General features: G+C 69.1%; 26 protein-coding genes. 16 read left to right on the top strand and 10 right to left on the bottom strand.

Annotated elements, in window-relative coordinates; genetic code table 11:
- Positions 1-43 precede the first annotated feature (43 nt).
- From HUS23_03260 to HUS23_03305, 10 genes are all read right to left on the bottom strand, one after another.
- Entirely contained in the window at positions 44-1,126 is a 1,083-nt protein-coding gene (locus HUS23_03260; protein QKT02895.1) for a histidinol-phosphate transaminase, read from the bottom strand.
- Positions 1,113-2,435, bottom strand: coding sequence for a histidinol dehydrogenase (gene hisD, locus HUS23_03265; protein QKT02896.1), 1,323 nt, complete (start codon positions 2,433-2,435; stop codon positions 1,113-1,115). The genes HUS23_03260 and hisD overlap by 14 nt, the downstream gene beginning before the upstream one ends.
- Positions 2,432-3,109, bottom strand: coding sequence for an ATP phosphoribosyltransferase (locus HUS23_03270; protein QKT02897.1), 678 nt, complete (start codon positions 3,107-3,109; stop codon positions 2,432-2,434). The genes hisD and HUS23_03270 overlap by 4 nt, the downstream gene beginning before the upstream one ends.
- Positions 3,106-4,365, bottom strand: a complete 1,260-nt coding sequence (murA, locus tag HUS23_03275) for a UDP-N-acetylglucosamine 1-carboxyvinyltransferase (GenBank protein QKT02898.1) — start codon at positions 4,363-4,365, stop codon at positions 3,106-3,108. The genes HUS23_03270 and murA overlap by 4 nt, the downstream gene beginning before the upstream one ends.
- A gap of 43 nt (positions 4,366-4,408) precedes the next feature.
- Positions 4,409-4,660 carry a BolA family transcriptional regulator gene (locus tag HUS23_03280; protein QKT02899.1) on the bottom strand — a complete coding sequence of 84 codons (252 nt, stop codon included), beginning with the start codon at positions 4,658-4,660 and terminating at the stop codon, positions 4,409-4,411.
- Positions 4,661-4,815: 155 nt separating this feature from the next.
- Positions 4,816-5,100, bottom strand: coding sequence for an STAS domain-containing protein (locus HUS23_03285; GenBank protein ID QKT04950.1), 285 nt, complete (start codon positions 5,098-5,100; stop codon positions 4,816-4,818).
- A gap of 14 nt (positions 5,101-5,114) precedes the next feature.
- Complete coding sequence (mlaD, locus tag HUS23_03290; GenBank protein QKT02900.1) at positions 5,115-5,639, bottom strand: outer membrane lipid asymmetry maintenance protein MlaD; 525 nt, start codon at positions 5,637-5,639, stop codon at positions 5,115-5,117.
- A 1-nt stretch (position 5,640) separates the two neighbouring features.
- On the bottom strand, positions 5,641-6,423 hold the full coding sequence (gene mlaE / locus HUS23_03295) for a lipid asymmetry maintenance ABC transporter permease subunit MlaE (protein QKT02901.1): 783 nt from the start codon (positions 6,421-6,423) through the stop codon (positions 5,641-5,643).
- A 3-nt stretch (positions 6,424-6,426) separates the two neighbouring features.
- The gene (locus HUS23_03300; GenBank protein ID QKT02902.1) at positions 6,427-7,254 is read right to left on the bottom strand and encodes an ATP-binding cassette domain-containing protein; all 828 of its coding nucleotides are present in this window, start codon (positions 7,252-7,254) and stop codon (positions 6,427-6,429) included.
- 250 nt (positions 7,255-7,504) lie between these two features.
- Entirely contained in the window at positions 7,505-8,161 is a 657-nt protein-coding gene (locus HUS23_03305) for a hypothetical protein (protein ID QKT02903.1), read from the bottom strand.
- Between the two features lie 127 nt (positions 8,162-8,288).
- Between HUS23_03305 and HUS23_03310 the strand changes: the two genes are divergently transcribed.
- The 16 genes from HUS23_03310 (at position 8,289) to HUS23_03385 (ending at position 20,532) form a co-directional block, all read left to right on the top strand.
- Entirely contained in the window at positions 8,289-9,377 is a 1,089-nt protein-coding gene (locus HUS23_03310) for an LLM class flavin-dependent oxidoreductase (protein ID QKT02904.1), read from the top strand.
- Positions 9,374-10,306: an NAD-dependent epimerase/dehydratase family protein gene (locus tag HUS23_03315; protein ID QKT02905.1), complete on the top strand. Its 933-nt coding sequence runs from the start codon at positions 9,374-9,376 to the stop codon at positions 10,304-10,306. The genes HUS23_03310 and HUS23_03315 overlap by 4 nt, the downstream gene beginning before the upstream one ends.
- Before the next feature lie 73 nt (positions 10,307-10,379).
- Positions 10,380-11,228, top strand: a complete 849-nt coding sequence (locus tag HUS23_03320; GenBank protein QKT02906.1) for a VacJ family lipoprotein — start codon at positions 10,380-10,382, stop codon at positions 11,226-11,228.
- Positions 11,229-11,233: 5 nt separating this feature from the next.
- Positions 11,234-12,190, top strand: a complete 957-nt coding sequence (locus HUS23_03325) for a calcium/sodium antiporter (protein QKT02907.1) — start codon at positions 11,234-11,236, stop codon at positions 12,188-12,190.
- Between the two features lie 53 nt (positions 12,191-12,243).
- A complete protein-coding gene (locus HUS23_03330) occupies positions 12,244-12,441 on the top strand; it encodes a heavy-metal-associated domain-containing protein (GenBank protein ID QKT02908.1) in 198 nt (65 codons plus the stop codon).
- 57 nt (positions 12,442-12,498) lie between these two features.
- On the top strand, positions 12,499-13,479 hold the full coding sequence (locus tag HUS23_03335; GenBank protein QKT04951.1) for a KpsF/GutQ family sugar-phosphate isomerase: 981 nt from the start codon (positions 12,499-12,501) through the stop codon (positions 13,477-13,479).
- 79 nt (positions 13,480-13,558) lie between these two features.
- The gene (gene kdsC / locus HUS23_03340) at positions 13,559-14,080 is read left to right on the top strand and encodes a 3-deoxy-manno-octulosonate-8-phosphatase KdsC (GenBank protein ID QKT02909.1); all 522 of its coding nucleotides are present in this window, start codon (positions 13,559-13,561) and stop codon (positions 14,078-14,080) included.
- Positions 14,077-14,643, top strand: coding sequence for an LPS export ABC transporter periplasmic protein LptC (gene lptC, locus HUS23_03345; GenBank protein QKT02910.1), 567 nt, complete (start codon positions 14,077-14,079; stop codon positions 14,641-14,643). The genes kdsC and lptC overlap by 4 nt, the downstream gene beginning before the upstream one ends.
- A complete protein-coding gene (gene lptA / locus HUS23_03350; protein ID QKT02911.1) occupies positions 14,630-15,142 on the top strand; it encodes a lipopolysaccharide transport periplasmic protein LptA in 513 nt (170 codons plus the stop codon). Before lptC ends, lptA begins: the two co-directional genes overlap by 14 nt.
- Positions 15,139-15,876: an LPS export ABC transporter ATP-binding protein gene (lptB, locus tag HUS23_03355; protein ID QKT02912.1), complete on the top strand. Its 738-nt coding sequence runs from the start codon at positions 15,139-15,141 to the stop codon at positions 15,874-15,876. The genes lptA and lptB overlap by 4 nt, the downstream gene beginning before the upstream one ends.
- A gap of 76 nt (positions 15,877-15,952) precedes the next feature.
- Positions 15,953-17,416, top strand: a complete 1,464-nt coding sequence (locus HUS23_03360) for an RNA polymerase factor sigma-54 (GenBank protein QKT02913.1) — start codon at positions 15,953-15,955, stop codon at positions 17,414-17,416.
- A gap of 23 nt (positions 17,417-17,439) precedes the next feature.
- A complete protein-coding gene (raiA, locus tag HUS23_03365) occupies positions 17,440-17,769 on the top strand; it encodes a ribosome-associated translation inhibitor RaiA (protein QKT02914.1) in 330 nt (109 codons plus the stop codon).
- Between the two features lie 12 nt (positions 17,770-17,781).
- Entirely contained in the window at positions 17,782-18,249 is a 468-nt protein-coding gene (ptsN, locus tag HUS23_03370) for a PTS IIA-like nitrogen regulatory protein PtsN (protein QKT02915.1), read from the top strand.
- 80 nt (positions 18,250-18,329) lie between these two features.
- Complete coding sequence (gene hprK, locus HUS23_03375; protein QKT02916.1) at positions 18,330-19,280, top strand: HPr(Ser) kinase/phosphatase; 951 nt, start codon at positions 18,330-18,332, stop codon at positions 19,278-19,280.
- Positions 19,277-20,131, top strand: a complete 855-nt coding sequence (gene rapZ, locus HUS23_03380) for an RNase adapter RapZ (protein QKT02917.1) — start codon at positions 19,277-19,279, stop codon at positions 20,129-20,131. Before hprK ends, rapZ begins: the two co-directional genes overlap by 4 nt.
- Positions 20,128-20,532 carry a PTS sugar transporter subunit IIA gene (locus HUS23_03385; GenBank protein QKT02918.1) on the top strand — a complete coding sequence of 135 codons (405 nt, stop codon included), beginning with the start codon at positions 20,128-20,130 and terminating at the stop codon, positions 20,530-20,532. Before rapZ ends, HUS23_03385 begins: the two co-directional genes overlap by 4 nt.

Genomic DNA, 20,532 nt, shown 5'->3' on the forward strand with positions numbered 1-20,532 from the left:
GTGCGCGGCCTTTTCTTATCCGGCGAGTGCCCGCCGCGCGCCGCTACGCCGCCAGGACCTCCTTGAGCCCATCGAGGAAACAGCGGTTCTCCTCGGGCGTCCCCACCGTCACGCGCAGGCAGTCGGCCAGCACCCCGCCGGCCCCCGCCAGGTTCTTGATCAGCACCTTGCGCTGCAGCAGCCCCTGGAACACCGCGTCGGCCCGCCCCGGCGGCACCCGGAACAACACGAAGTTCGCGCGACTGGGATAGACCTGGACGCCCGGCAGGCGCGCCAGCCCCTCCAGCAGCGCGGCCCGCTCACGCACGATGGCGGCCGCCTGTTGCTCCAGCATGGGCCACTGCTCCAGCGCGAACAGCGCGCTTGCCTGCGTGAGACTATTGACGTTGTAGGGCAGGCGCAGCTTGTCGAACTCCTCGAGCCAAGCCGGCGGCCCCGCCAGCAATCCCAGGCGCAGCCCCGCCAAGGCGACCTTGGACAAGGTGCGCATCACCAGCAGGTTCGGCCAGCGACCCAGATCGCCCATGAAGCTGTCGTCGGCGAAGGCGTGGTAGGCCTCGTCGAGCACCACCAGGCCGGGGGCGGCGTCCAACACTGCCTCCACGTCGGCGCGCGCAAACAGATTGCCGGTGGGATTGTTCGGGTAGGCGAGAAAAATGACGGCAGGACGGTGCTCCTCGATGGCCGCCAGCATCGCCGCGCGGTCCAGCGCGAAGTCGGCGGCCAACGGCACGCCGACATAGCGCATGCCGGTGAAGCTCGCGATCATGCGGTACATCACGAAGCCCGGCTCGGGGCTGAGCAACACCCGCTCGGGGCCGCTCACCGCCTGCGCGATGATCTGGATCAGTTCGTCGGAGCCGTTGCCGAGCATCAAGGCCATGTCGGCCGGTACAGCCATGACCCCGCGCAACGCCTCCTTCAGCGCGCCGCCGGCGGGATCGGGGTAGCGATTGAGCGGCACGGCGCGCAGGCGCTCCAACCACGCGTCCACGACCTCGGGCGGCCAGCCGTAGGGATTCTCCATCGCATCCAGCTTAACAAGGCCCTGTGCGGGCGGGACGTGGTAGGCGGACAGCGCCCGGATCTCGGGCCGCACCCAGCGGGCGACGTCAGGCTTCATCACCGCCCTCGCCCGCCTCCACGCGCAGCTCGGCCGAGCGCGCGTGCGCGGTGAGCCCCTCCCCGCGCGCCAACACCGAGGCGACCCGTCCGAGCGCGGCGGCACCCGCCGGCGAGCACTGGATCAGGCTGGAACGCTTCTGGAAGTCGTACACGCCGAGCGGCGAACTGAAACGCGCCGTGCGCGAGGTCGGCAGCACGTGGTTGGGGCCCGCGCAATAATCGCCCACCGCCTCGGCTGTATAACGCCCCATGAAGATGGCGCCGGCGTGGCGCACGCGGGCGGCCATCGCCTGCGGCTCGGTGACCGACAGCTCCAGATGTTCGGGGGCGACGTGGTTGACCACCGCCACGGCCTCGTCGAGGTCGCGCACCTGCACCAGCGCACCGCGCGCCGCCAGCGAGGCGCGAGCAATGCTCTCGCGCTCGAGTGTCGGCAGCAGGCGCGCCATGGCCTCGGCGACGCGCTCCAGGAAGTCCGCGTCGGGCGACACCAGAATGGCCTGCGCGTCCTCGTCGTGCTCAGCCTGCGAAAACAGGTCCATGGCGATCCATTCGGGATCGGTGCCGCCATCACACACGATCAGAATCTCCGAAGGGCCGGCGATCATGTCGATGCCGACGGTGCCGAACACCATGCCCTTGGCAGTCGCCACATAGATGTTGCCCGGACCGACGACCTTGTCCACCCGCGGCACCGTCTCCGTGCCGTAGGCGAGCGCCGCCACCGCCTGCGCCCCGCCCACCGCGAACACCCGATCGACGCCGGCCACCGCCGCGGCGGCCAGCACCAACTCGTTCACCGCGCCGTCCGGGGTCGGCACCACCATGATGAGCTCGCGCACCCCGGCGACCTTGGCCGGAATGGCGTTCATCAGCACCGAGGAGGGATAGGCGGCCTTGCCGCCCGGCACGTACAGCCCCACCCGGTCGAGCGGCGTCACCTGCTGCCCGAGCAGCGTGCCGTCGTCCTCGGTGTACGACCAGGACTCCTGCTTCTGGTGCACGTGATAGGCGCGCAGGCGCTCGGCGGCCAGCTCCAGCGCCTCGCGCTGCGCCGCCGGGATCTGCGCCAGCGCCGCCGTCAGCCGCTCGGCCGGGATCTCGAGCTGCGCGGCCTCGGTCACCTCGTAGCGGTCGAAGCGCCGGGTATAGTCGAGCAGCGCGGCGTCGCCGCGGCGGCGCACCTCGCGCAACACCTCGCGCACGGTGGCCTCCACCTGCGGATCGCTCACGCTCTCCCAGGCCAACAAGGCGTCCAGCTTGGGCCAGAAATCGTCGGCGCGGGTATCCAGCCGGGTGATCTCGATCATGGCTTGCCCTCATTGCTTGCACGCGCGGCGCGCCGCTGCGCCACCGCCGCCTCCAGATGCCCGATCAGCGCCTTCACCGTGGCGTGCTTCATCTTCATCGAGGCCTTGTTCACGATCAGGCGCGAGCTGATGTCGGCGATGTGCTCCAGCGGCACCAGCCCGTTGGCGCGCAGCGTATTGCCGGTGTCCACCACGTCCACGATGCGGTCGGCCAGCCCCACGATCGGGGCAAGCTCCATGGAGCCGTACAGCTTGATGATCTCCACCTGCACACCCTGTTGTGCGAAGTAGCGCCGCGTGGAGGTGACGTACTTGGTCGCGATGCGCGGCCGGCCGAGGGGCGGCGACGCGTCGGGAAAGCCCGCCACCATCAGTTTGCAGCGTGCGATGTCGAGGTCCACCGGCTCGTACAGCCCGTCGCCCTCGTGCTCCATCAACACGTCCTTGCCCGCCACACCCACGTCCGCCGCGCCGTACTGCACGTAGGTCGGCACGTCGGACGCACGGATGATGACCAGCTTCACGTCCGGACGGTTGGTATCCAGGATCAGCTTGCGACTGGTCTCCGGGTCGTCGACCGGTTCGATACCCGCCGCGGCCAGCAGGGGCAGCGTCTCCTTGAAGATGCGCCCCTTGGACAACGCGATGGTGAGCTGGGCGTCGCGCGCGCTCATCCCGGCACCCGCCGGATACTGGCGCCGAGCTGCGCGAGCTTCTCTTCGATGCACTCGTAGCCGCGGTCGATGTGGTAGATGCGCTCCACCGTAGTGGACCCCTCCGCCACCAAGCCGGCCAGCACCAGGCTCGCGGAGGCGCGCAGGTCCGTCGCCATCACCGGCGCCGCGGTCAGCCGCGGCACGCCCTTGCAAATGGCGTTGTTGCCCTCGAGGCGGATGTCGGCACCCATGCGCTGCAGCTCCTGCACGTGCATGAAGCGGTTCTCGAACACCGTCTCGGTGATCACCGAGGACCCCTCGGCGACGGCGTTCAGGGCGCAGAACTGCGCCTGCATGTCGGTGGGGAACGCCGGATACGGCGAGGTGTGCACGTCCACCGCCCGCGGGCGCCGGCCCCCCATGTCGAGCGAAATCCAGTCCGGACCGGTCTCGATCTGGGCGCCGGCGTCGCGCAGCTTGGCCAGCACCGCGTCCAATAGATCGGGCTGGGTGTCCTTGAGCTTGACCGAGCCGCCGGTGATCGCCGCCGCGGCGAGGTAGGTGCCGGTCTCGATGCGGTCGGGCAGCACGTTGTAACGCACCCCTTCGAGACGCTCGACCCCCTCGATGGTCAGCATGCTGGTGCCGGCGCCCTCCACACGCGCGCCCATCGCGTTCAGGAAGTTGGCGAGGTCCACCACCTCCGGCTCGCGCGCCGCGTTCTCGATGACCGTGGTGCCCTTGGCGAGCGCGGCGGCCATCATCAGGTTTTCGGTGCCGGTCACCGACACCAGTTCCATCACCAGCTTGGCGCCGCGCAACCGGCCGGCCGTGGCACGGATGTAGCCGTTCTCCACGCGGATGTCGGCACCCATGGCGCGCAACCCGTCGATGTGCAGGTTGACCGGGCGCGAGCCGATCGCACACCCGCCCGGCAGTGACACCTCGGCCCGGCCGAAGCGCGCCAGCAGCGGCCCCAACACCAGAATGGAGGCGCGCATGGTCTTCACCAGCTCGTAGGGCGCGTAAAACTCCTTGATGGAGGCGGTGTTCACCTCCACGTTGAGGCGCTCGTCCACCACCAGATCCACGCCCATGCGACCGAGCAGCTCCATGGTCGTGGTGATGTCGTGCAGGTGGGGCACGTTGCAGATGGTCGACCAGCCGTCGGCCAGCAAAGTGCCGGCCAGTATCGGCAGGGCGGCATTCTTGGCGCCCGAGATGCGGATTTCGCCCCGCAGCGGGGCCCCGCCGGTGATTATGAGTTTGTCCATCGAGATCCTAGCGGGCGCACGCGCGAGCGGTCCGCCCCGTCATTCAGGCGCCCGGCTTGCCGGCCTGCGCCCACTCCTCGGGGGTGTAGCACTTGATGCTGAGCGCGTGCAGTTCGCCGCTGGTGATGCGGTCGTTGACGGTGGCATTCACCAAGCGCTGCTTCTGCAACAGCGATTTGTCGCGAAACATCTCGCCCACGACGACCGCGTCGAAGTGGCTGCCGTCGCCGGACACATACGCCTGGGCGCCGTCCAGGCCCTGCTCGATAAGCTGTTTGATCTCGTTGGGCTGCATGCCTGACTCTCTAGAACTGGCAAGACCGCTTAGGATAACCGATCGCGCTGGATCGATGTAAGCGGCGGATGGCGCCGCGGTTGCAGACTGCGCGCCAGACGACATAACGGGCGCTGGAGGACCGGTGCTGGCGGCCCGGAGGACGATGCGCGCCGTCAGGCCTCGCCCAGAAGTTCCTCGAGGCCGCTCGCCGCGGCGATGGCACGCATCTGGGGGGGCATGTTCTCGTACCGCGCGCGGGTGCCGGCCGCGGCCGCACGGCGCATCCAGCGCAACAGCAGCGCCAGCCCGGCGCTGTCGGCCTGCGCCACGCCGGCCAAGTCGATACGCCAGGGTCCGGCGCCGCTCAGCACCGGCTCGCTGGCCTGCAGCAAGGCGGGCACGGTGTCGAAGGCGAGCGCTCCCGTCACACGGAAACGCCCCTCGCCGAGCGCCTCGATGCGCGCCGGCTGGGTCACGGGGCCCAGCCCGGCGGCAGCCCGTCGTCGCCAAAGGGATCGGCCTCGCCCGCGCCGCCGCCATCGCCGTCGGGCCGATTGAAGATGAACTGGCCGATCAACTGCTCAAGCACCACCGCCGACTGGGTCAGCTGGATGCGCCCGCCGTCGGCCAAGTCCTCGTCCGCACCGCCGGGCTCGAGCGCGATGTACTTCTCGCCCAGCAGGCCGGCGGTGTAGACGCTGGCGAGGGTGTCCTCCGGCAGCTTGTAGCGCTCCCCAATGCGCATGGTCACCACGGCCTCGAAGGTGCGCGGGTCGAACTCGATCGCGGTGACGCGCCCCACCCGCACGCCGGCCACCGTCACCGGGGCGCGCTCGCGCAGCCCGGCCACGCTGGCGAAGCTCGCGCTCACGTGGTAGCCGTCGTCGTTCACATAGGCGGTAATGTTGGCGACCCGCAGGGCGAGCATCAGCAATGCCGCCAGCCCCAGGGCGACGAACACGCCCACCGCAATTTCCACCGCTCGCGACTGCCTCATCTCAATAGTCTCCAAACATCAGGGCGGTCAATACGAAGTCGAGCGCCAGGACCGCCAGGGCCGAATGCACCACCGTGCGCGTGGTGGCGCGGCTGACGCCCTCGGAGGTCGGCACGGCGTCGATGCCCTCGAACAGGGCGATCCAAGCCAGCACGAAACCGAACGCGACGCTCTTGATTACGCCGTTCAGGATGTCGTCGTACAGATCGACACTGGCCTGCATCTGCGACCAGTAGGCGCCGTGGTCGACGCCCAGCATGCCTACCCCCACGAACCAGCCGCCCAACACGCCGATGGCGCTGAACAGGGCGGCGAGCAACGGCACGGCGAGGAACACGGCCACGAAGCGCGGCGCCAACACCCGCTTGAGCGGGTCCACCGCCATCATCTCCATGCCCGAGAGCTGCTCGGTCGCCTTCATCAGGCCGATCTCGGCGGTCAGCGCCGAGCCGGCGCGCCCCGCGAACAGCAGCGCGGTGACCACCGGCCCGAGTTCGCGCACCAACGACAGCGCGACCATCACGCCCAGCGACTCGGCGGCGCCGAAGTTCACCAGGGTGTTGTAGCCCTGCAGCCCCAGCACCATGCCCACGAACAGGCCGGACACCAGGATGATGACCAACGACAGCACGCCGACGCTGAATACTTGCTGTACCACCAGCGAGAAGCGTGGCAGCGCGCCCGGGATGCGCACCAGCACCTCGAACAGCAGCATGGTGGCGCGGCCGAGGCGCTGGAAGTAGGTCAGGCCGAAGCGGCCGAGTGCCTGCAATGCGCTCAGCATGGCTCAGTGCACCTCGGGGCGCTCGCCGCCCGCCAGCAGATCGCTCTCCAGCGGCGCGGCCGGATAGTGGAACGGCACCGGGCCGTCCGGCAGCCCCTGCAGGAACTGCTGCGCCCAGGGCGAGTCGGACTCACGCAGCGCCTGGGGCGTGCCATGCCCGACGACCTTGCCGGCGGAGATGAGATAGATGTAATCGGCAATGCTGGCCGCCTCGGCGACGTCGTGCGAGACCACGATGCTGGTCATGCCGAGCGCATCGTTCAGGCGCCGGATCAGCTGCACCAGCACGCCCATGGAGATCGGGTCCTGCCCGGTGAAGGGCTCGTCGTACATAATCATCATCGGGTCCAGGGCGATCGCGCGCGCCAGCGCGACGCGGCGTGCCATACCGCCGGAGAGCTCGTTGGCCATGAGGTTCCGCGCCCCGCGCAGCCCCACCGCCTCGAGCTTGATCAGCACCAAGTCGCGGATCAGATCTTCGGGCAGGCGCGTGTGCTCGCGAATGGGGAAGGCGACGTTCTCGAACACGTTCAGGTCGGTCAGCAGTGCGCCGTTCTGGAACAGCATGCCCATGCGCTTGCGCAGCTCGAACAGCGCGCGGTGGCGCAGGCGCGGCACCTCCTGCCCGTCCACGCGCACGGTACCGGCGTCGGGGCGAAGCTGCCCGCCGATCAGGCGCAGCAAAGTCGTCTTGCCGGTGCCGCTCGGCCCCATGATCGCGGTCACCTTGCCGCGCGGGATATCGATATCGACGCCGTCGAAGATCCCGCGTGCGCCGCGTGCAAAGCGCAGCCCGCGAATCTCGACCAGCGGCGCCTGTGCGCCTGCCATGCCGGCTCCTTGGAATCGTTGTTATTCGGTGCGCGGACCGTAGGTCTCGTTCGGAATCGCTCCGAACACTTCAGAGCGACCGACGGCACAGGGATGTGCCGCCGTGATCGAGGCTGCAAGCCGTTGATCACGAAGTAAAGCGACAGCCGCACCACTCGCTTTGCGTAGCCTGAGAAATCTAGAAGGATTGATGCAGACCTTCCTTATGAAGTCAGCGCGGCAGCCAGTCTCGGCGACGCGCCGCGCAAGGTCAAGTCACACCTAGCAATTGGGCGATGATGCCGAGTTCGCGCAGGCGCTCGGTGGCGGGGGCCTGCCCGGCCGCGGCCGGGGCCTCCTCCACCAGCAACACGGCGGGCCGCTCGCCCGCCGCCGCCAGCACCTGCTCCACCACACCGCGCACGGTCGCCAGGTCGGGCAGCGCCGCGATCGGCACCCGCGCGACCAGCACTGCCCCGACCGCCTCGCACGGCGCCTCCGGACGCCACACGCCGGGCAGCCCATCGACCGGGGCCGCCGCCAAGGCGGGCGCCAGCGTGCCGGCCCAATCGAGCGCGGCGCGGCGAGCCGGCCCGTGGGTGTGCTCGACCGGCACCAGCACCGCCGCCAGGTGCTCGCCGAGGCCATCGGCCAGCGCGCGCAGCGCCTCCCGCGCCGGCCCCGCCGCCTCCAGGCCGGGCGGCGCCTCCACCACACAGCGAAACCCGGCCACCGCCGCCTCGCGCAAGACCTGCGCACCCGCCACCGCGTCGGGATACCAAGCATCGAGCGGCACGCCCAGGCAGGCGAAGTCGTTGGCGTAGTACGCCAGGCGCCAGTCCTGAGGTAGATCGTCCGGGTAGTAGCGCCCCTGCCACGACGCATGACGCCAATCCCACGCCCCCCAACACAGCCGCTGCCCGTCCACTACCCTCTCCTCGCTCGCTTCACACGCCGCGCATCCCGCCCGCACCAACCGCGGCGCTGTGGGATAGCGGGGCTGTGGGATAATAGCCGCGGCCGACGCCCTTCCGACAGCCTCCAGGAGTCTATGCATGCGCTTCGACGTATTCTACGAGCTTTCCGTGCCCCCCTTCGGCGGCCGCAGCGAACGGGACGTCTACGCGCAGACCCTGAACGAGCTGGAGGCCGCCGAGCGGCACGGCTTCAGCACCGCCTGGCTGGTCGAGCACCACTTCATGCGCGAGTATTCGCACAGCTCCTCGCCCGACCTGTTCCTCGCCGCCGCCAGTCAGCGCACCCGGCACCTGCGCCTCGGCCACGCCATCATTCCGCTGCCCTACGCGCATCCGGTGCGCACCGCCGAGCGGCTGGCCACGCTGGACGTACTGAGCGGCGGGCGCGTGGAGTTCGGCTTCGGGCGCGGCTTCTCGCCCGCCGAGTACGCCGCATTCGGGGTGGCCATGGCCGACAGCCGCAGCGTCACGCAGGAGGCGCTGGAGATCATCCAACAGTCCTTCAGCGGCGAGCCGCTGCACTACCGGGGGCGCCACTTCCAGCTCGACGGCGTGGAGGTGCTCCCCAAAGTGGTGCAACACCCGCACCCGCCGATCTGGACCGCGGCGGTGAGTCCGGACAGCTTCGAGATGGCCGCGCGCCTCGGGATCGGCGCGTTGGTCGGCCCCTTCAAGCCGTGGTTCATGGTCAAGGAGGACATCAAGCGCTACCGCCGCGCCTGGCGGGAGCACCACGGCGCGGGCGCGCCGTCCCCGCACCAGAACCCGCGCGTCGGCATGACCCTGGGCGTGCTGTGCCTGGAGGACGGCGCGCGCGCGCGCGAACTCGCCGCGCCGGGGCTCACCTGGTTCTACCGCCAACTGCTCGGGCAGACCTATCCGGTGCTCGAGCAGCTCTACGAGAGCTACGAGTACTACCGCAAGATGGGCCATCTGCGCAGCCTGCTCGGCAAGGCGGTGAACCTCACCGTGCTGGAGACGCTGGGCATGGCGGTGGTCGGCGATCCCGCCCACTGCCGCAAGCGCTTCGAGGCGCTGGCGCGCGCGGGCGTCGACCACGTGCTGTGCGCGGTGGGCGCCGGCGCTCTGCCCACCGAGGTGGTGCAGGAGTCGATGGCGGTGCTGGCCAGCGAGGTGATGCCCCACCTCGGCGCCGCCCCGCCATGAAGGTGCTGGTCACCGGCAGCGGCGGGCACCTCGCACGCGTGGTGCTCGCCCGCCTGCTGGCCGCCCCCGAGATCACGCGCCTGGTGGGCGTGGACCGGCGCCCCGGCGGCCTGCGCCACCCCAAGCTGCGCGAGCACGCGCTGGACGTGCGCGCACCCGAGCTCGCCCGCTTGATGGCGGGGGTCGACGCCGTGGTGCACATGGCCTTCGTGTTGCTGCCCGCGCGCGGCCGCCGCGAGGAGGCCCGCGCCATCAATGTGGGCGGCACCCAGAACGTCGCTGCGCTGGCTCGCGCCCACGGCGTCGGCACCCTGGTGCACCTCTCCAGCGCGGCGGTGTACGGCGCCTGGGCCGACCAGCCGCCGCGCCTGGCCGAGGACGCCCCGCTGCGCCCCCTGCCCGGCTTCGCCTATGCGGAGGACAAGGCGGCGGTGGAACAATGGCTGGATACCTACGAGCAGCGGCGCGACAGCCCGCGCCTGGTGCGCCTGCGCCCGCACGTGATTCTGGGGCCCAACGCCCTTGCGCTGCTGCGTCTGCTGCTGCGCCAGCCCTGCTACCCCATCCTGGCCGACCCGCAGCCGCTCACCCAATGCGTCTGGGAGGATGACGTGGCCGAGGCCGTACACCTCGCGCTCACGCGCCCCGTGTGCGGCGCCTACAATCTGGCGGCCGGCCCGGAGCTGTCGTTTCGCGACATGCAGCGGCTGCTGCACCGCCTGCCGATACCCGTGCCGCTGGGGCTGATGCGGGCCGCCCATCAACTGGCGTGGCGCTTCACCCCCGCCTGCGGCGAGCCGGCGTGGAGCGCCGGCCTGCGTCACTCGCTGGTGCTGGACACGCGCCGTGCCGAGCGCGAGCTCGGTTGGACGGGGCGCGTCACCACCTACGAGTGCCTGCAGCGCTTGTTCGACCGGCCCCGCGCCTAGCGCGGGGAGGCGCCGTGCGCGACACATCTGTACACTGCGGCGCCCAACGGACCCTGGAAAGAGGAACGGTTGCATGGCTTTTGCCCACCGCGGGCTGCTCGGCCTGATCGTACTGCTGCTCGCAAGCGGCTGCGCCAGCACGCCGCCGGCCGCCGAACGCGACCCGCGCGACCCGTTCGAGCGCTACAACCGCGCCGTGTTCCAGTTCAACGATACGCTGGACAGTACAGTGGTGCAGCCGCTGGCCGAGCAATACGTGCGCGTGGTGCCCTCGCCCGCACGCAGCGCGGTATCCAACTTCTTCGGCAACTTGGGCGATGTGGTGATCTTCGCCAACAACGTGCTGCAACTGAAGGGCGAGCAGGCCACCAACGATTTCGTGCGCATCATGGTCAACTCGACCTTCGGCCTGTTCGGCTTGATCGACATCGCGAGCGAGATGGGCATCGAGAAGAACAACGAGGACTTCGGCCAGACCCTGGGCTACTGGGGGGTGCCGCCCGGCCCCTATTTGATGCTGCCGGTGCTCGGCCCGAGCACGGTGCGCGACGGCATCGGTGTGGGCGTGGATGCCTGGACGCTCGATCCGGTGTATTACGCCGACCCACGCGTGGTGCGCTACTCGGCGGCCGGCATCCGCGGGGTGGACACCCGCGCCGAGCTGCTCGGCGCCTCGCGCATCCTGGAGGAGATGGCGCTGGACCGCTACGCCTTCCTGCGCGATGCCTACCTGCAGCGGCGCCTGAGCCTGGTGTACGACGGGGAGCCGCCCGAGGAGGCATTCGAGTGGGACGATGCCCCCTGGCCCGACGACCCGGCCGGCTGGCCCGGGGACGAGCCGAACGGCTGGCCGGATGACCCGGCCTGGCCCCCGGCCGAGCCGGACGGCGCGCCCGACGCCGCGCCCCTGCCCGCACTCTGACCGCCATGCTGGCGTACATCGCCGCGATCGGGGTCGGTTTCGCACTGCTGCTGTGGGGCGCGGACCGCTTCGTCACCGGGGCTTCGGCACTGGCGCGCACGCTCGGGGTCTCGCCGCTGGTGATCGGGCTGACCGTGGTCGGCTTCGGCACCTCCGCGCCGGAGATGCTGGTCTCCGCCGTCGCGGCCTGGCAGGGCAGCCCGGGCATCGCGGTGGGGAACGCGCTGGGCTCCAACATCACCAACGTGGGACTGGTGCTCGGCCTGACCGCACTGGTAACCCCCTTGGCCGTACGCTCGGAGACCCTGCGCCGCGAATTCCCCATCTTGCTGGCGATCATGCTGGTGGTGCTGCTGTTGCTGCTGGACGGCGAGATGGCGCGCTGGAACGGCCTCGTGCTGCTGGCCGGCATGGGGTGGGTGGCCTATTGGATGGTGAGCCTGGGCCTGCGCGAGGCGGCCGACCCCATGGCCGGCGAGTACGAACAGGAGCTGCCGCCGCCGATGCCGCTGGCGCGCGCCCTGCTATGGCTGGCGCTCGGTCTCGCGCTGCTGCTGGTCAGCTCACGCATGCTGGTGTGGGGCGCGGTGGGAATCGCCGAGGCGCTGGGGGTCAGCGATCTGGTGATCGGCCTGACGGTGGTGGCGATCGGCACCAGTCTCCCGGAGCTGGCCGCTTCGCTGGTGGGCGCGCTCAAGGGCGAACATGACATCGCCATCGGTAACGTGCTCGGTTCCAATATGTTCAACCTGCTGGCCGTGCTCGGGATCGCGGGCGCCCTTGCGCCGCACACCCTCGACCCCCAAGTCCTGACCAGGGATTTCGCCGTCATGGCCGGCTTCACGCTGGCGCTGTTCGCGATGGCCTTCGGCTTCCGTCGTCAGGGGCGCATCAACCGCCTGGAAGGCGCGCTGCTGTTTGCGGCCTACGGGGTCTACGTCGGCGTGCTGTACCAGAGTTGAAGCGGGACCGCCCGCGTGGTTGGATGAACGACGAACGTTACAAGGAGTGGGCTATGCAAACCGAAGAGTTCAGCGTCCAGAACATCAAGTGCGGCGGCTGTGTGGCGACCGTCACCGAAGGTCTGCGCGAGGTGCCGGGCGTGCAGGAGGTCAAGGCGACCGTCGAGGGCGCCGTGCGGGTGCAGGGCGAGCAGCTGGACCGGGCGGCACTGGCTGCGCGGCTGCGCGAGCTCGGCTACCCCGAACGCTAGTCGGGAGACCCGCCGGTGTCTGATATACTCGCGGCCCACGCCGCCAGCCCCACCCCAATGAGCATGAACGAACCCGATTTTCGCGCGCTCGCCCTTGCCGTCATCGACACCGAGGCCGCCACCGTGTCGGCCCTGGCGGGGCGCATCGACGGCAACTTCAGCGAGGCCTGCCGCCTCATGCTGGCCTGCGAGGGCCGGATCGTGGTGCTGGGCATGGGCAAGTCCGGCCACATCGGCGGCAAGATCGCCGCCACCCTCGCCAGCACCGGCAGTCCCGCCTTTTTCGTGCATCCCGGCGAAGCGAGTCACGGCGACCTCGGCATGATCACCGCCAAGGACGTGGTGCTCGCCCTGTCCAATTCGGGTGAAACCGAGGAAATCCTGCTCATCGTCCCGCTCATCAAGCGCCTGGGCGTGCCGCTGGTGGCCATGACCGGCAATCCGCGTTCGCGCCTGGCCCGCCAAGCCAGCGTGCACCTGGACATCAGCGTGGAGCGCGAGGCCTGTCCGCTCGGCCTCGCGCCGACCTCCAGCACCACCGCCACGTTGGTGATGGGCGACGCCCTCGCCGTTTCGCTGCTGCAGGCGCGCGGCTTCACCGCCGACGACTTCGCCCGCTCGCATCCGGGCGGGCGCCTCGGCCGGCGCCTGCTGCTGCACGTCAGCGAGATCATGCACACCGGCGATCAGGTGCCGCGCATCGCGGCGGAGGAGAGCGTGAGCGCGGCCCTGCTGGAGATGACCCGCAAGGGACTCGGCATGACCACGGTGGTCGACGCGCAGGGCGCGCTGAGCGGCATCTTCACCGACGGCGACCTGCGCCGCCTGCTCGACCACGGCTCGGTCGACCTGCGTGCGCTGCCCATCAGCGAGGTGATGACCCGCGGCTGCCGCACCATCGGTCCGGACCGGCTGGCGGCCGAGGCGCTGCGCATCATGGAGCAGCAACGCGTGAACGCGCTGCCCGTGGTCGACGACACGGGCGCCCTGGTGGGCGCGCTCAACATGCACGACCTGCTGCGCGCCGGGGTCGTTTAACCACCCGCGCCGCGGGCGAAAGAACCACAAGTACGCCGCGGACGCATCGGGGCCGCGGCGATCAACGAGGAACGAGGTCATGCAGGACATCCACGCCAAGGCGGCGCAGATCAAGCTCGTGGTCTTCGACGTCGACGGCGTCCTCACCGACGGCAGTCTGTTTCTGGGCGACGACGGCCAGGAGTACAAGGCCTTCTACTCGCGCGACGGCCACGGCATGAAGCTGCTGCAGGCCAGCGGGGTGGAGATCGGCATCATCACCGGACGCAGCTCCAACGTGGTCAAGCTGCGCATGGAGGGCCTCGGTGTGCGCCACGTCTACCAGGGGCGCCTGGACAAGCTGCCCGCCTTCGAGCACCTGCTGGCGGCGACCGGTTACACCGCGGACGCGGTGGCCTACGTGGGCGACGACGTAATGGACATTCCGGTGCTGCGCCATGCGGGTTTGGCCGTGGCCGTGCAGGACGCCCATCCCGAGGTGAAGAACCACGCGCACTGGATCACGCCTTCCCCCGGCGGGCGCGGCGCGGCGCGCGATGTGTGCGAGCTGCTCATGCAGGCGCAGGGGACCTGGGAGGCGCAGCTCGGTCAGTACCTGTGAGCCGTCGCCTCCTACTGCTCGGGGTGGTCGCCGCCGGCGCACTGCTGACCGGGCTGTGGCTGTGGTTCGACCAGCGGGGGCCCGCGCCGACGGGACCGCGGGACGGGCCCGAGGGGCCGGCCTACACGGTGGAGAATTTTTCGGCGGTAAGCCTCGACGCCAGCGGGCGCGCGGACTACCGCCTGGAGGCGGAGCACATGGCACATTATCGCGCGCAGAACGCCCTGGACCTCACCCAGCCTTCGGTACTGGTGTATCGGGAGCACGGGGCGCCGTGGCACCTGCGTGCCGAACGCGGTTGGGTGCTGGAGGACGAGGATCGGGTCTATCTGCACGGGCGGGTGACCCTGCACCGCGCGGCCTTCGACCAGGAACCGGCGGTGGACCTGGAGACGCACGAGGTGGTGCTGCAGCCCAGGGCTCGCCTGGCCGCTACGGACGAGGCGCTGGACATGCGCCGTGGTGAGGAGCGCGTGCAGGCGGTGGGCATGCGCGCCGACCTCGAGTCCGGACGGCTGGAGCTGTTGCACGAGGTTCGGGGGGTTTACCATGCCGCACCCTAGCCGCCCGACACTCGGGGTCCTCGGCCTCGCCCTAGCATTGGGCGTCGCGCCGGCCCTCGCGCAATCACCGGCGCGTGACGCCCCGATCCACCTGCAGGCGGACCAGGTCACGCTGGACGAGCGCGCCGGCGTGAGTACCTACCAGGGCAACGTGGTCCTCACGCAGGCCACCCTGCGCATCGAGGCGGACGAGGTGCGCGTGGAGAGCGAGGGGCGCGAGGTGATCCGCATGGTCGCCCGCGGAGCACCGGCGCGTTTTCAGGAGAATCCGCCCGACCAACCGGCGCTGCATGCCGAGGCGGCGAGCGTGGAGTACCGGGCGCGCGAAGGCGTGGTGGTGCTGCTCGGGGACGCGCAGCTACGCCAGGGCGAGGACACGGTCACCGGTCACCGCATCGAGTACGACAGCCAGGACGCCGTGGTGCGCGCCAGCGGCGAGGGTCGCGAGCCCGTGCGTGCCGTGCTGCATCCCCGTCAGGCGGGCGACGCCGACCAATGAGCCGTTCGCCGGTCCGCCTCACCGCGCAAGGCCTGGCCAAGCGCTATCAGGGACGCGATGTGGTGCGGGACGTCTCGGTGCACGTCAGCGAGGGCGAGATCGTCGGCCTGCTCGGTCCCAACGGGGCCGGCAAGACGACCTCGTTCTACATGATCGTGGGACTCATCCCGGCCGATCGCGGCTCCATCACCCTCGATGGGCAGGACATCACCGACGCGCCCATGCACAAGCGCGCGCAGCTCGGCGTAGGCTATCTTCCACAGGAAGCCTCGGTGTTCCGCAAGCTCAGCGTGGCGCAGAACGTCCAAGCTATTCTTGAGACGCGGCGCGACGTCCCACCCGAGCGGCGTGCCCAAATGCTGGAGGCGCTGCTCGAGGAGTTACACATCGGCCATATCCGCGACAGCCGCGGCATGAGCCTGTCGGGCGGCGAGCGGCGGCGCGTGGAGATCGCGCGGGCGCTCGCGATGGAGCCGCGTTTCATACTGCTGGACGAGCCGTTCGCGGGGGTGGACCCCCTTTCGGTCCTGGATATTCAAGGTATCATTCGCCACCTGCGCGAGCGCGGCATCGGGATCCTGATCACCGACCATAATGTGCGAGAAACCTTACGCATTTGCGAGCGCGGGTACATCATGAGCGAAGGACGCGTCATCGCCACCGGCACGCCGGAGGATTTACTGAACGATCAACAGGTAAGAAAGGTCTACCTAGGCGAGGAGTTTCGCCTGTGAGGACGCCCGCGATCGGCGTCGCGGCGTTTTTTCGGACAGCTGCGCGGTGGCTTTCGCCAGGCGTGCGACGTGAACAATGAGACAGTCCCTACAACTTAAGCTCGGTCAACAGCTCACCATGACTCCCCAGCTGCAGCAGGCCATCCGCCTGCTGCAACTGGCGACCGTGGACCTGCAGCTCGAGGTGCAGCAGGCGCTGGAGTCCAACCTGATGCTGGAGCTCGACGAGGGGGCCGAAGAAGGCGGCGAGCGCGAAGCGTCGCAGGAGGAGCTGAACGGCACGGCCTCCTCCACCGCAGACAGGGAACTGGACCTCGATCACGTGGCGCAATTGCCCGAAGAGCTGCCGGTGGACAGCGCCTGGGACGACATCTACGAGCCGGCAGTGAGCAGCGGCCCGCCACCCGACGACGATAACGGCGACCTGGCCGCGCGCCGCGGCACGAGCGAAAGCCTGCGCGACCACTTGCTCTGGCAGCTGGGGTTCACGCCGTTCAGCGAGACCGACCAGGTGATCGCCAGCACGCTGATCGACAGCATCGACGAAGACGGGTACTTGGGCGCCCAGCTCGAGGATATCCACCAGGGGCTGGTGGACGACGGACTCGAGATCGAGTTGGACGAGGTCGTGGCGGTCCTGCACCAGATCCAGAACTTCGACCCCGCCGGCGTCGGCGCGCGCGACCTGCGCGAGAGCCTGCTCATTCAGCTGCGCCAGGGCGAGGGCGAGGCCCCCGAGACGGTGCGCGCGCAGGCGCTGCATCTGCTCGAGCACCACTTCCAGCTGCTCGCCGGGCGCGACTACAACCAGCTCATGCGGCGCATGAAGCTCGACGAGGAGGCGCTGCAGCGGGTACTCGGCCTGATCCGCACCCTCAACCCGCGTCCGGGCGGACAGGTCGCCAGCGAGGAAACGGACTACATCATCCCCGACGTCATCGTGACGCGCGACCGCGACGCCTGGCGCGTCGAGCTCAACGCCGAGGCCGCGCCGCGTGTGCGCATCAACAGCTACTACGCCGGCATGGCGCGCGAGGCCAGCGGCCAGGACGCAAGCTACCTCAAGACCCAGCTGCAGGAGGCGCGCTGGTTCATCAAGAGCCTGCAGAGCCGCAACGAGACCCTGCTCAAGGTCGCCACCTGCATCGTGGAGCGCCAGCGCGCCTTCCTGCAGCATGGCGAGGAGGCGATGCAAGCGCTGGTGCTGGCCGATGTGGCGCAGGAGGTCGGCATGCACGAGTCCACCATCTCGCGGGTGACCACCAAGAAATACATGCGCACCCCCCGCGGCGTGTTCGAGTTGAAGTACTTCTTCTCCAGCCACGTCAGCACCGCGTCCGGCGGCGAGTGCTCCGCCACCGCGATTCGCGCCCTGATCAAGAAGCTGGTGGCCGCCGAGAACCCGCGTAAGCCGCTGAGCGACAGCCAGATCGCCAAGATCCTCGCCGAGCAGGGCATCAACGTGGCGCGACGCACGGTGGCCAAGTACCGGGAAGGCATGGCCATCGCCCCATCCAACGAGCGCAAACGCCTCGCCTGAGGCATAACGACCAGGAGTAAGGTATGCATATCGACATCACCGGCCAGCACGTGGACATCACCGAGCCGCTGCGCGCCTATGTCGCGTCCAAGCTGGAGCGGCTGGAGCGTCACTTCGACCACGTGATCAACGTGCACGTGGTGCTGAGCGTGGAGAAGCTGCGCCACGCGGCCGAGGCGACCGTCAACGTAGACGGCAATACGCTGCATGCCAACGACGAGCAGGAGGATATGTACGCCGCCATCGACGGCTTGGCCGACAAGCTGGACCGGCAGATCAAGAAGCACAAGGAGAAGGTGACCGACCACCGACGCTCCGAGAGCCTCAAGACGGCGCCGCGCGAAGAAGAGTAGCCAGAGGTAGCCATGCGAGTAGGCGATCTGATCACCATCGAGCGCGTCGCAGCCAACGCTGAGGACGTCACGAGCAAGAAGAAGGCGCTCGAGCGACTCAGCGAGCTGCTCGCGCAGGGTGAGGACGACATCAGCCGCACCGAGGTGTTCGACAGCCTGATCGCCCGTGAACGCCTCGGCGGCACCGGCCTCGGCCACGGCGTTGCCCTGCCGCACGGACGGGTGAAGAATAACCGCAAGACCCGCGGTGCCTTCATTCAGCTGATCGAGGGCGTCGACTTCGACGCCATCGATCAGCAGCCGGTGGATCTGCTGTTCGCGCTGCTGGTGCCCGAGGAATCCACCGAGGAGCACCTGCGGGTGCTCGCGCAGCTCGCCGAGATGTTCTCCAGCCGCGAGTTCCGCGAGCGCCTGCGCGAGGCGCGCACCAGCGAGGCGCTGTACCGCTTGTTGGCCGAGTGGCAGGAGCCGTCACATTGACCGGCGGCCGGGCCGGCGGCCACGCGCGGTGACACTGGGTTGCGTCGACCACGCTTGCGACTAGCGACGAGGAGCCGAGCATGAGCACCCTCACGGTACGCGCCTTGTTCGAGGCGCATCGCCAGCGGCTACGCCTGACCTGGGAGGCCGGCCAGGCCGGCGGCGACCTGGCGGTGGCCGGACCGGCCGAACGCGGCGCGCCGCCCGATTCGCTGGTCGGACACCTCACCCTCATTCGCCCCAACCGCATCCAGGTCCTCGGCAGTTCGGAACTGCGCTACCTCGACGGGCTGGGCAAGAACTCCTACGATGATGCACTCACCCGCCTGTTTGGCGAACGTCCGGCGGCCATCATCGTGTGTGACGGGCGCCGCGTGAATGAGGACATCATTGCGCGCGCGGAGGCGGCCGAAGTGCCGGTGTTGCGCTCGGGCGTGCAGAGTCTCAAGCTGATCAGCTACCTGCAGCACTACTTGATCACCGCCCTGGCCGAGAAGACCACCTTGCACGGGGTCTTCATGTCCGTGAGCGGCATCGGCGTGCTGATCACCGGCTCCAGCGGCGTGGGCAAGAGCGAGCTGGCGCTGGAGTTGCTCAGCCGCGGGCATCAACTGGTGGCGGACGACGCCCCCGAACTGGCGCGCATCTCGCCGGACACGCTGTGCGGCACCTGTCCCGAGTTGTTGCGCGGCTTCCTGGAGGTCCGCGGCCTGGGCATCCTGGACGTGCGCGCCATCTTCGGCGACAACGCCGTGAAGCAGAGCAAAAACCTTCGTCTCATCATAAACTTGGAGAGGCACGCGCAGGACGTTCCGGTGCATTTGGACCGTCTGCGCGGCACACAGCGCAACCGCACGCTGCTGGAGGTGGACGTGCCCGAGATCCTGTTGCCGGTCACCCCCGGCAGCAATCTGGCGGTGCTGGCCGAGACCGCCGTGCGCGACCACATTCTGCGGTTCCACGGCCATGACGCCACCGAGGAGTTCATCGCACGCCAGCGGCGCCTGATGCAGCGGGACAACCCGGCATGAAGCTATACATCGTCAGCGGGCTCTCGGGAGCCGGCAAGAGCGTGGCCCTGCACGTGCTCGAGGACCTCAACGTCTATTGCATCGACAACCTGCCGGTGGGGCTGCTGCCCGCCTTCGCCCAGCAGATCACAGGCGGCCTGCTGCAGGCGCACCAGCGCGCGGCGGTGGGCATCGACGCCCGCGCACTGCCCGAGGACCTGCGCCATTTCCCGGCGATGCTCGAGCAACTCGAGGCCCAGGGACTGGAGATCGAAATCTTCTTCCTGGAGGCGGACGAGCCCACCCTGCTCAAGCGATTTTCCGAGACACGGCGCAAGCACCCACTCACCAACGAGCGCATACCGCTGGCCGAGGCCATCCGCGACGAGCGGCGTGTGCTGGAGCCCATCTCCTCACGCGCCGACCTGCGCCTGGATACCAGCCGCACCACCGTACACCAGTTGCGCGACCTGATCCGCGAGCGGGTGACCGACGAGGACGGCACGATGTCGCTGCTGTTTCAGTCGTTCGGCTACAAGCACGGCATCCCGGCCGACGTCGACTTCGTGTTCGACGTGCGCTGCATACCCAACCCGCACTGGGAGCCGCAGCTGCGCTCCCTCACGGGATTGGCGCCGGAGGTCGTGGAGTTTCTCGAGCGCGACCCGCGCGTGACCCGCATGTACGAGGACTTACGCGGCTTCCTGGAGCGGTGGATCCCCCAGTTCGAGGACGACAACCGCAGTTACATGACGGTTGCCGTCGGCTGCACCGGCGGGCAGCACCGTTCCGTCTATCTCATCGAGCGCCTCGCGCGGCACTTTCGCACCACGCGCAAGCGCGTCCTCACCCGTCATCGAGAGTTGTCATGAGTGTCGGCATCCTGGTCATCACCCACAGCCAGATCGGACAGGCGATCATGGACACGGCCTGTTCCATGCTCACCCAGTGCCCGCTGGACGTAGAGATCCTGCCCATTCCACAGGACAGCGATCCCGAGCGGCAGGCAGCGCGCGCGCACGACTTGGTGCACAAGCTCAACCGCGGCGACGGTGTTCTGGTGCTGACCGACATGTACGGTTCCACGCCGAGCAACATCGCCAGCCGCCTGCTGGATCCGGAGGGCCGGGTGCAGGTGGTGGCGGGCGTCAACTTACCGATGTTCATCCGGGTGATGAACTACCCCCACCTGAACCTGGAAGAACTCACCGCCAAGGCGCTGTCCGGGGGCCACGACGGCATCATGGCATGCCGCCCCAGCGTGGAGGGCTGA

It is taken from the genome of Ectothiorhodospiraceae bacterium 2226, from assembly GCA_013348725.1.
Taxonomy (GTDB): Bacteria; Pseudomonadota; Gammaproteobacteria.

Bases quoted from the DNA above. Each gene is read 5' to 3' on its own strand.
- hisD (QKT02896.1), bottom strand. From the start codon at position 2,435: ATGATCGAGATCACCCGGCTGGATACCCGCGCCGACGATTTCTGGCCC.
- HUS23_03270 (QKT02897.1), bottom strand. From the start codon at position 3,109: ATGAGCGCGCGCGACGCCCAGCTCACCATCGCGTTGTCCAAGGGGCGC.
- murA (QKT02898.1), bottom strand. From the start codon at position 4,365: ATGGACAAACTCATAATCACCGGCGGGGCCCCGCTGCGGGGCGAAATC.
- HUS23_03280 (QKT02899.1), bottom strand. From the start codon at position 4,660: ATGCAGCCCAACGAGATCAAACAGCTTATCGAGCAGGGCCTGGACGGC.
- mlaD (QKT02900.1), bottom strand. From the start codon at position 5,639: ATGAGGCAGTCGCGAGCGGTGGAAATTGCGGTGGGCGTGTTCGTCGCC.
- mlaE (QKT02901.1), bottom strand. From the start codon at position 6,423: ATGCTGAGCGCATTGCAGGCACTCGGCCGCTTCGGCCTGACCTACTTC.
- HUS23_03300 (QKT02902.1), bottom strand. From the start codon at position 7,254: ATGGCAGGCGCACAGGCGCCGCTGGTCGAGATTCGCGGGCTGCGCTTT.
- HUS23_03310 (QKT02904.1), top strand. From the start codon at position 8,289: ATGCGCTTCGACGTATTCTACGAGCTTTCCGTGCCCCCCTTCGGCGGC.
- HUS23_03315 (QKT02905.1), top strand. From the start codon at position 9,374: ATGAAGGTGCTGGTCACCGGCAGCGGCGGGCACCTCGCACGCGTGGTG.
- HUS23_03320 (QKT02906.1), top strand. From the start codon at position 10,380: ATGGCTTTTGCCCACCGCGGGCTGCTCGGCCTGATCGTACTGCTGCTC.
- HUS23_03325 (QKT02907.1), top strand. From the start codon at position 11,234: ATGCTGGCGTACATCGCCGCGATCGGGGTCGGTTTCGCACTGCTGCTG.
- HUS23_03330 (QKT02908.1), top strand. From the start codon at position 12,244: ATGCAAACCGAAGAGTTCAGCGTCCAGAACATCAAGTGCGGCGGCTGT.
- HUS23_03335 (QKT04951.1), top strand. From the start codon at position 12,499: ATGAGCATGAACGAACCCGATTTTCGCGCGCTCGCCCTTGCCGTCATC.
- kdsC (QKT02909.1), top strand. From the start codon at position 13,559: ATGCAGGACATCCACGCCAAGGCGGCGCAGATCAAGCTCGTGGTCTTC.
- lptA (QKT02911.1), top strand. From the start codon at position 14,630: ATGCCGCACCCTAGCCGCCCGACACTCGGGGTCCTCGGCCTCGCCCTA.
- lptB (QKT02912.1), top strand. From the start codon at position 15,139: ATGAGCCGTTCGCCGGTCCGCCTCACCGCGCAAGGCCTGGCCAAGCGC.
- HUS23_03360 (QKT02913.1), top strand. From the start codon at position 15,953: ATGAGACAGTCCCTACAACTTAAGCTCGGTCAACAGCTCACCATGACT.
- raiA (QKT02914.1), top strand. From the start codon at position 17,440: ATGCATATCGACATCACCGGCCAGCACGTGGACATCACCGAGCCGCTG.
- ptsN (QKT02915.1), top strand. From the start codon at position 17,782: ATGCGAGTAGGCGATCTGATCACCATCGAGCGCGTCGCAGCCAACGCT.
- hprK (QKT02916.1), top strand. From the start codon at position 18,330: ATGAGCACCCTCACGGTACGCGCCTTGTTCGAGGCGCATCGCCAGCGG.
- rapZ (QKT02917.1), top strand. From the start codon at position 19,277: ATGAAGCTATACATCGTCAGCGGGCTCTCGGGAGCCGGCAAGAGCGTG.
- HUS23_03385 (QKT02918.1), top strand. From the start codon at position 20,128: ATGAGTGTCGGCATCCTGGTCATCACCCACAGCCAGATCGGACAGGCG.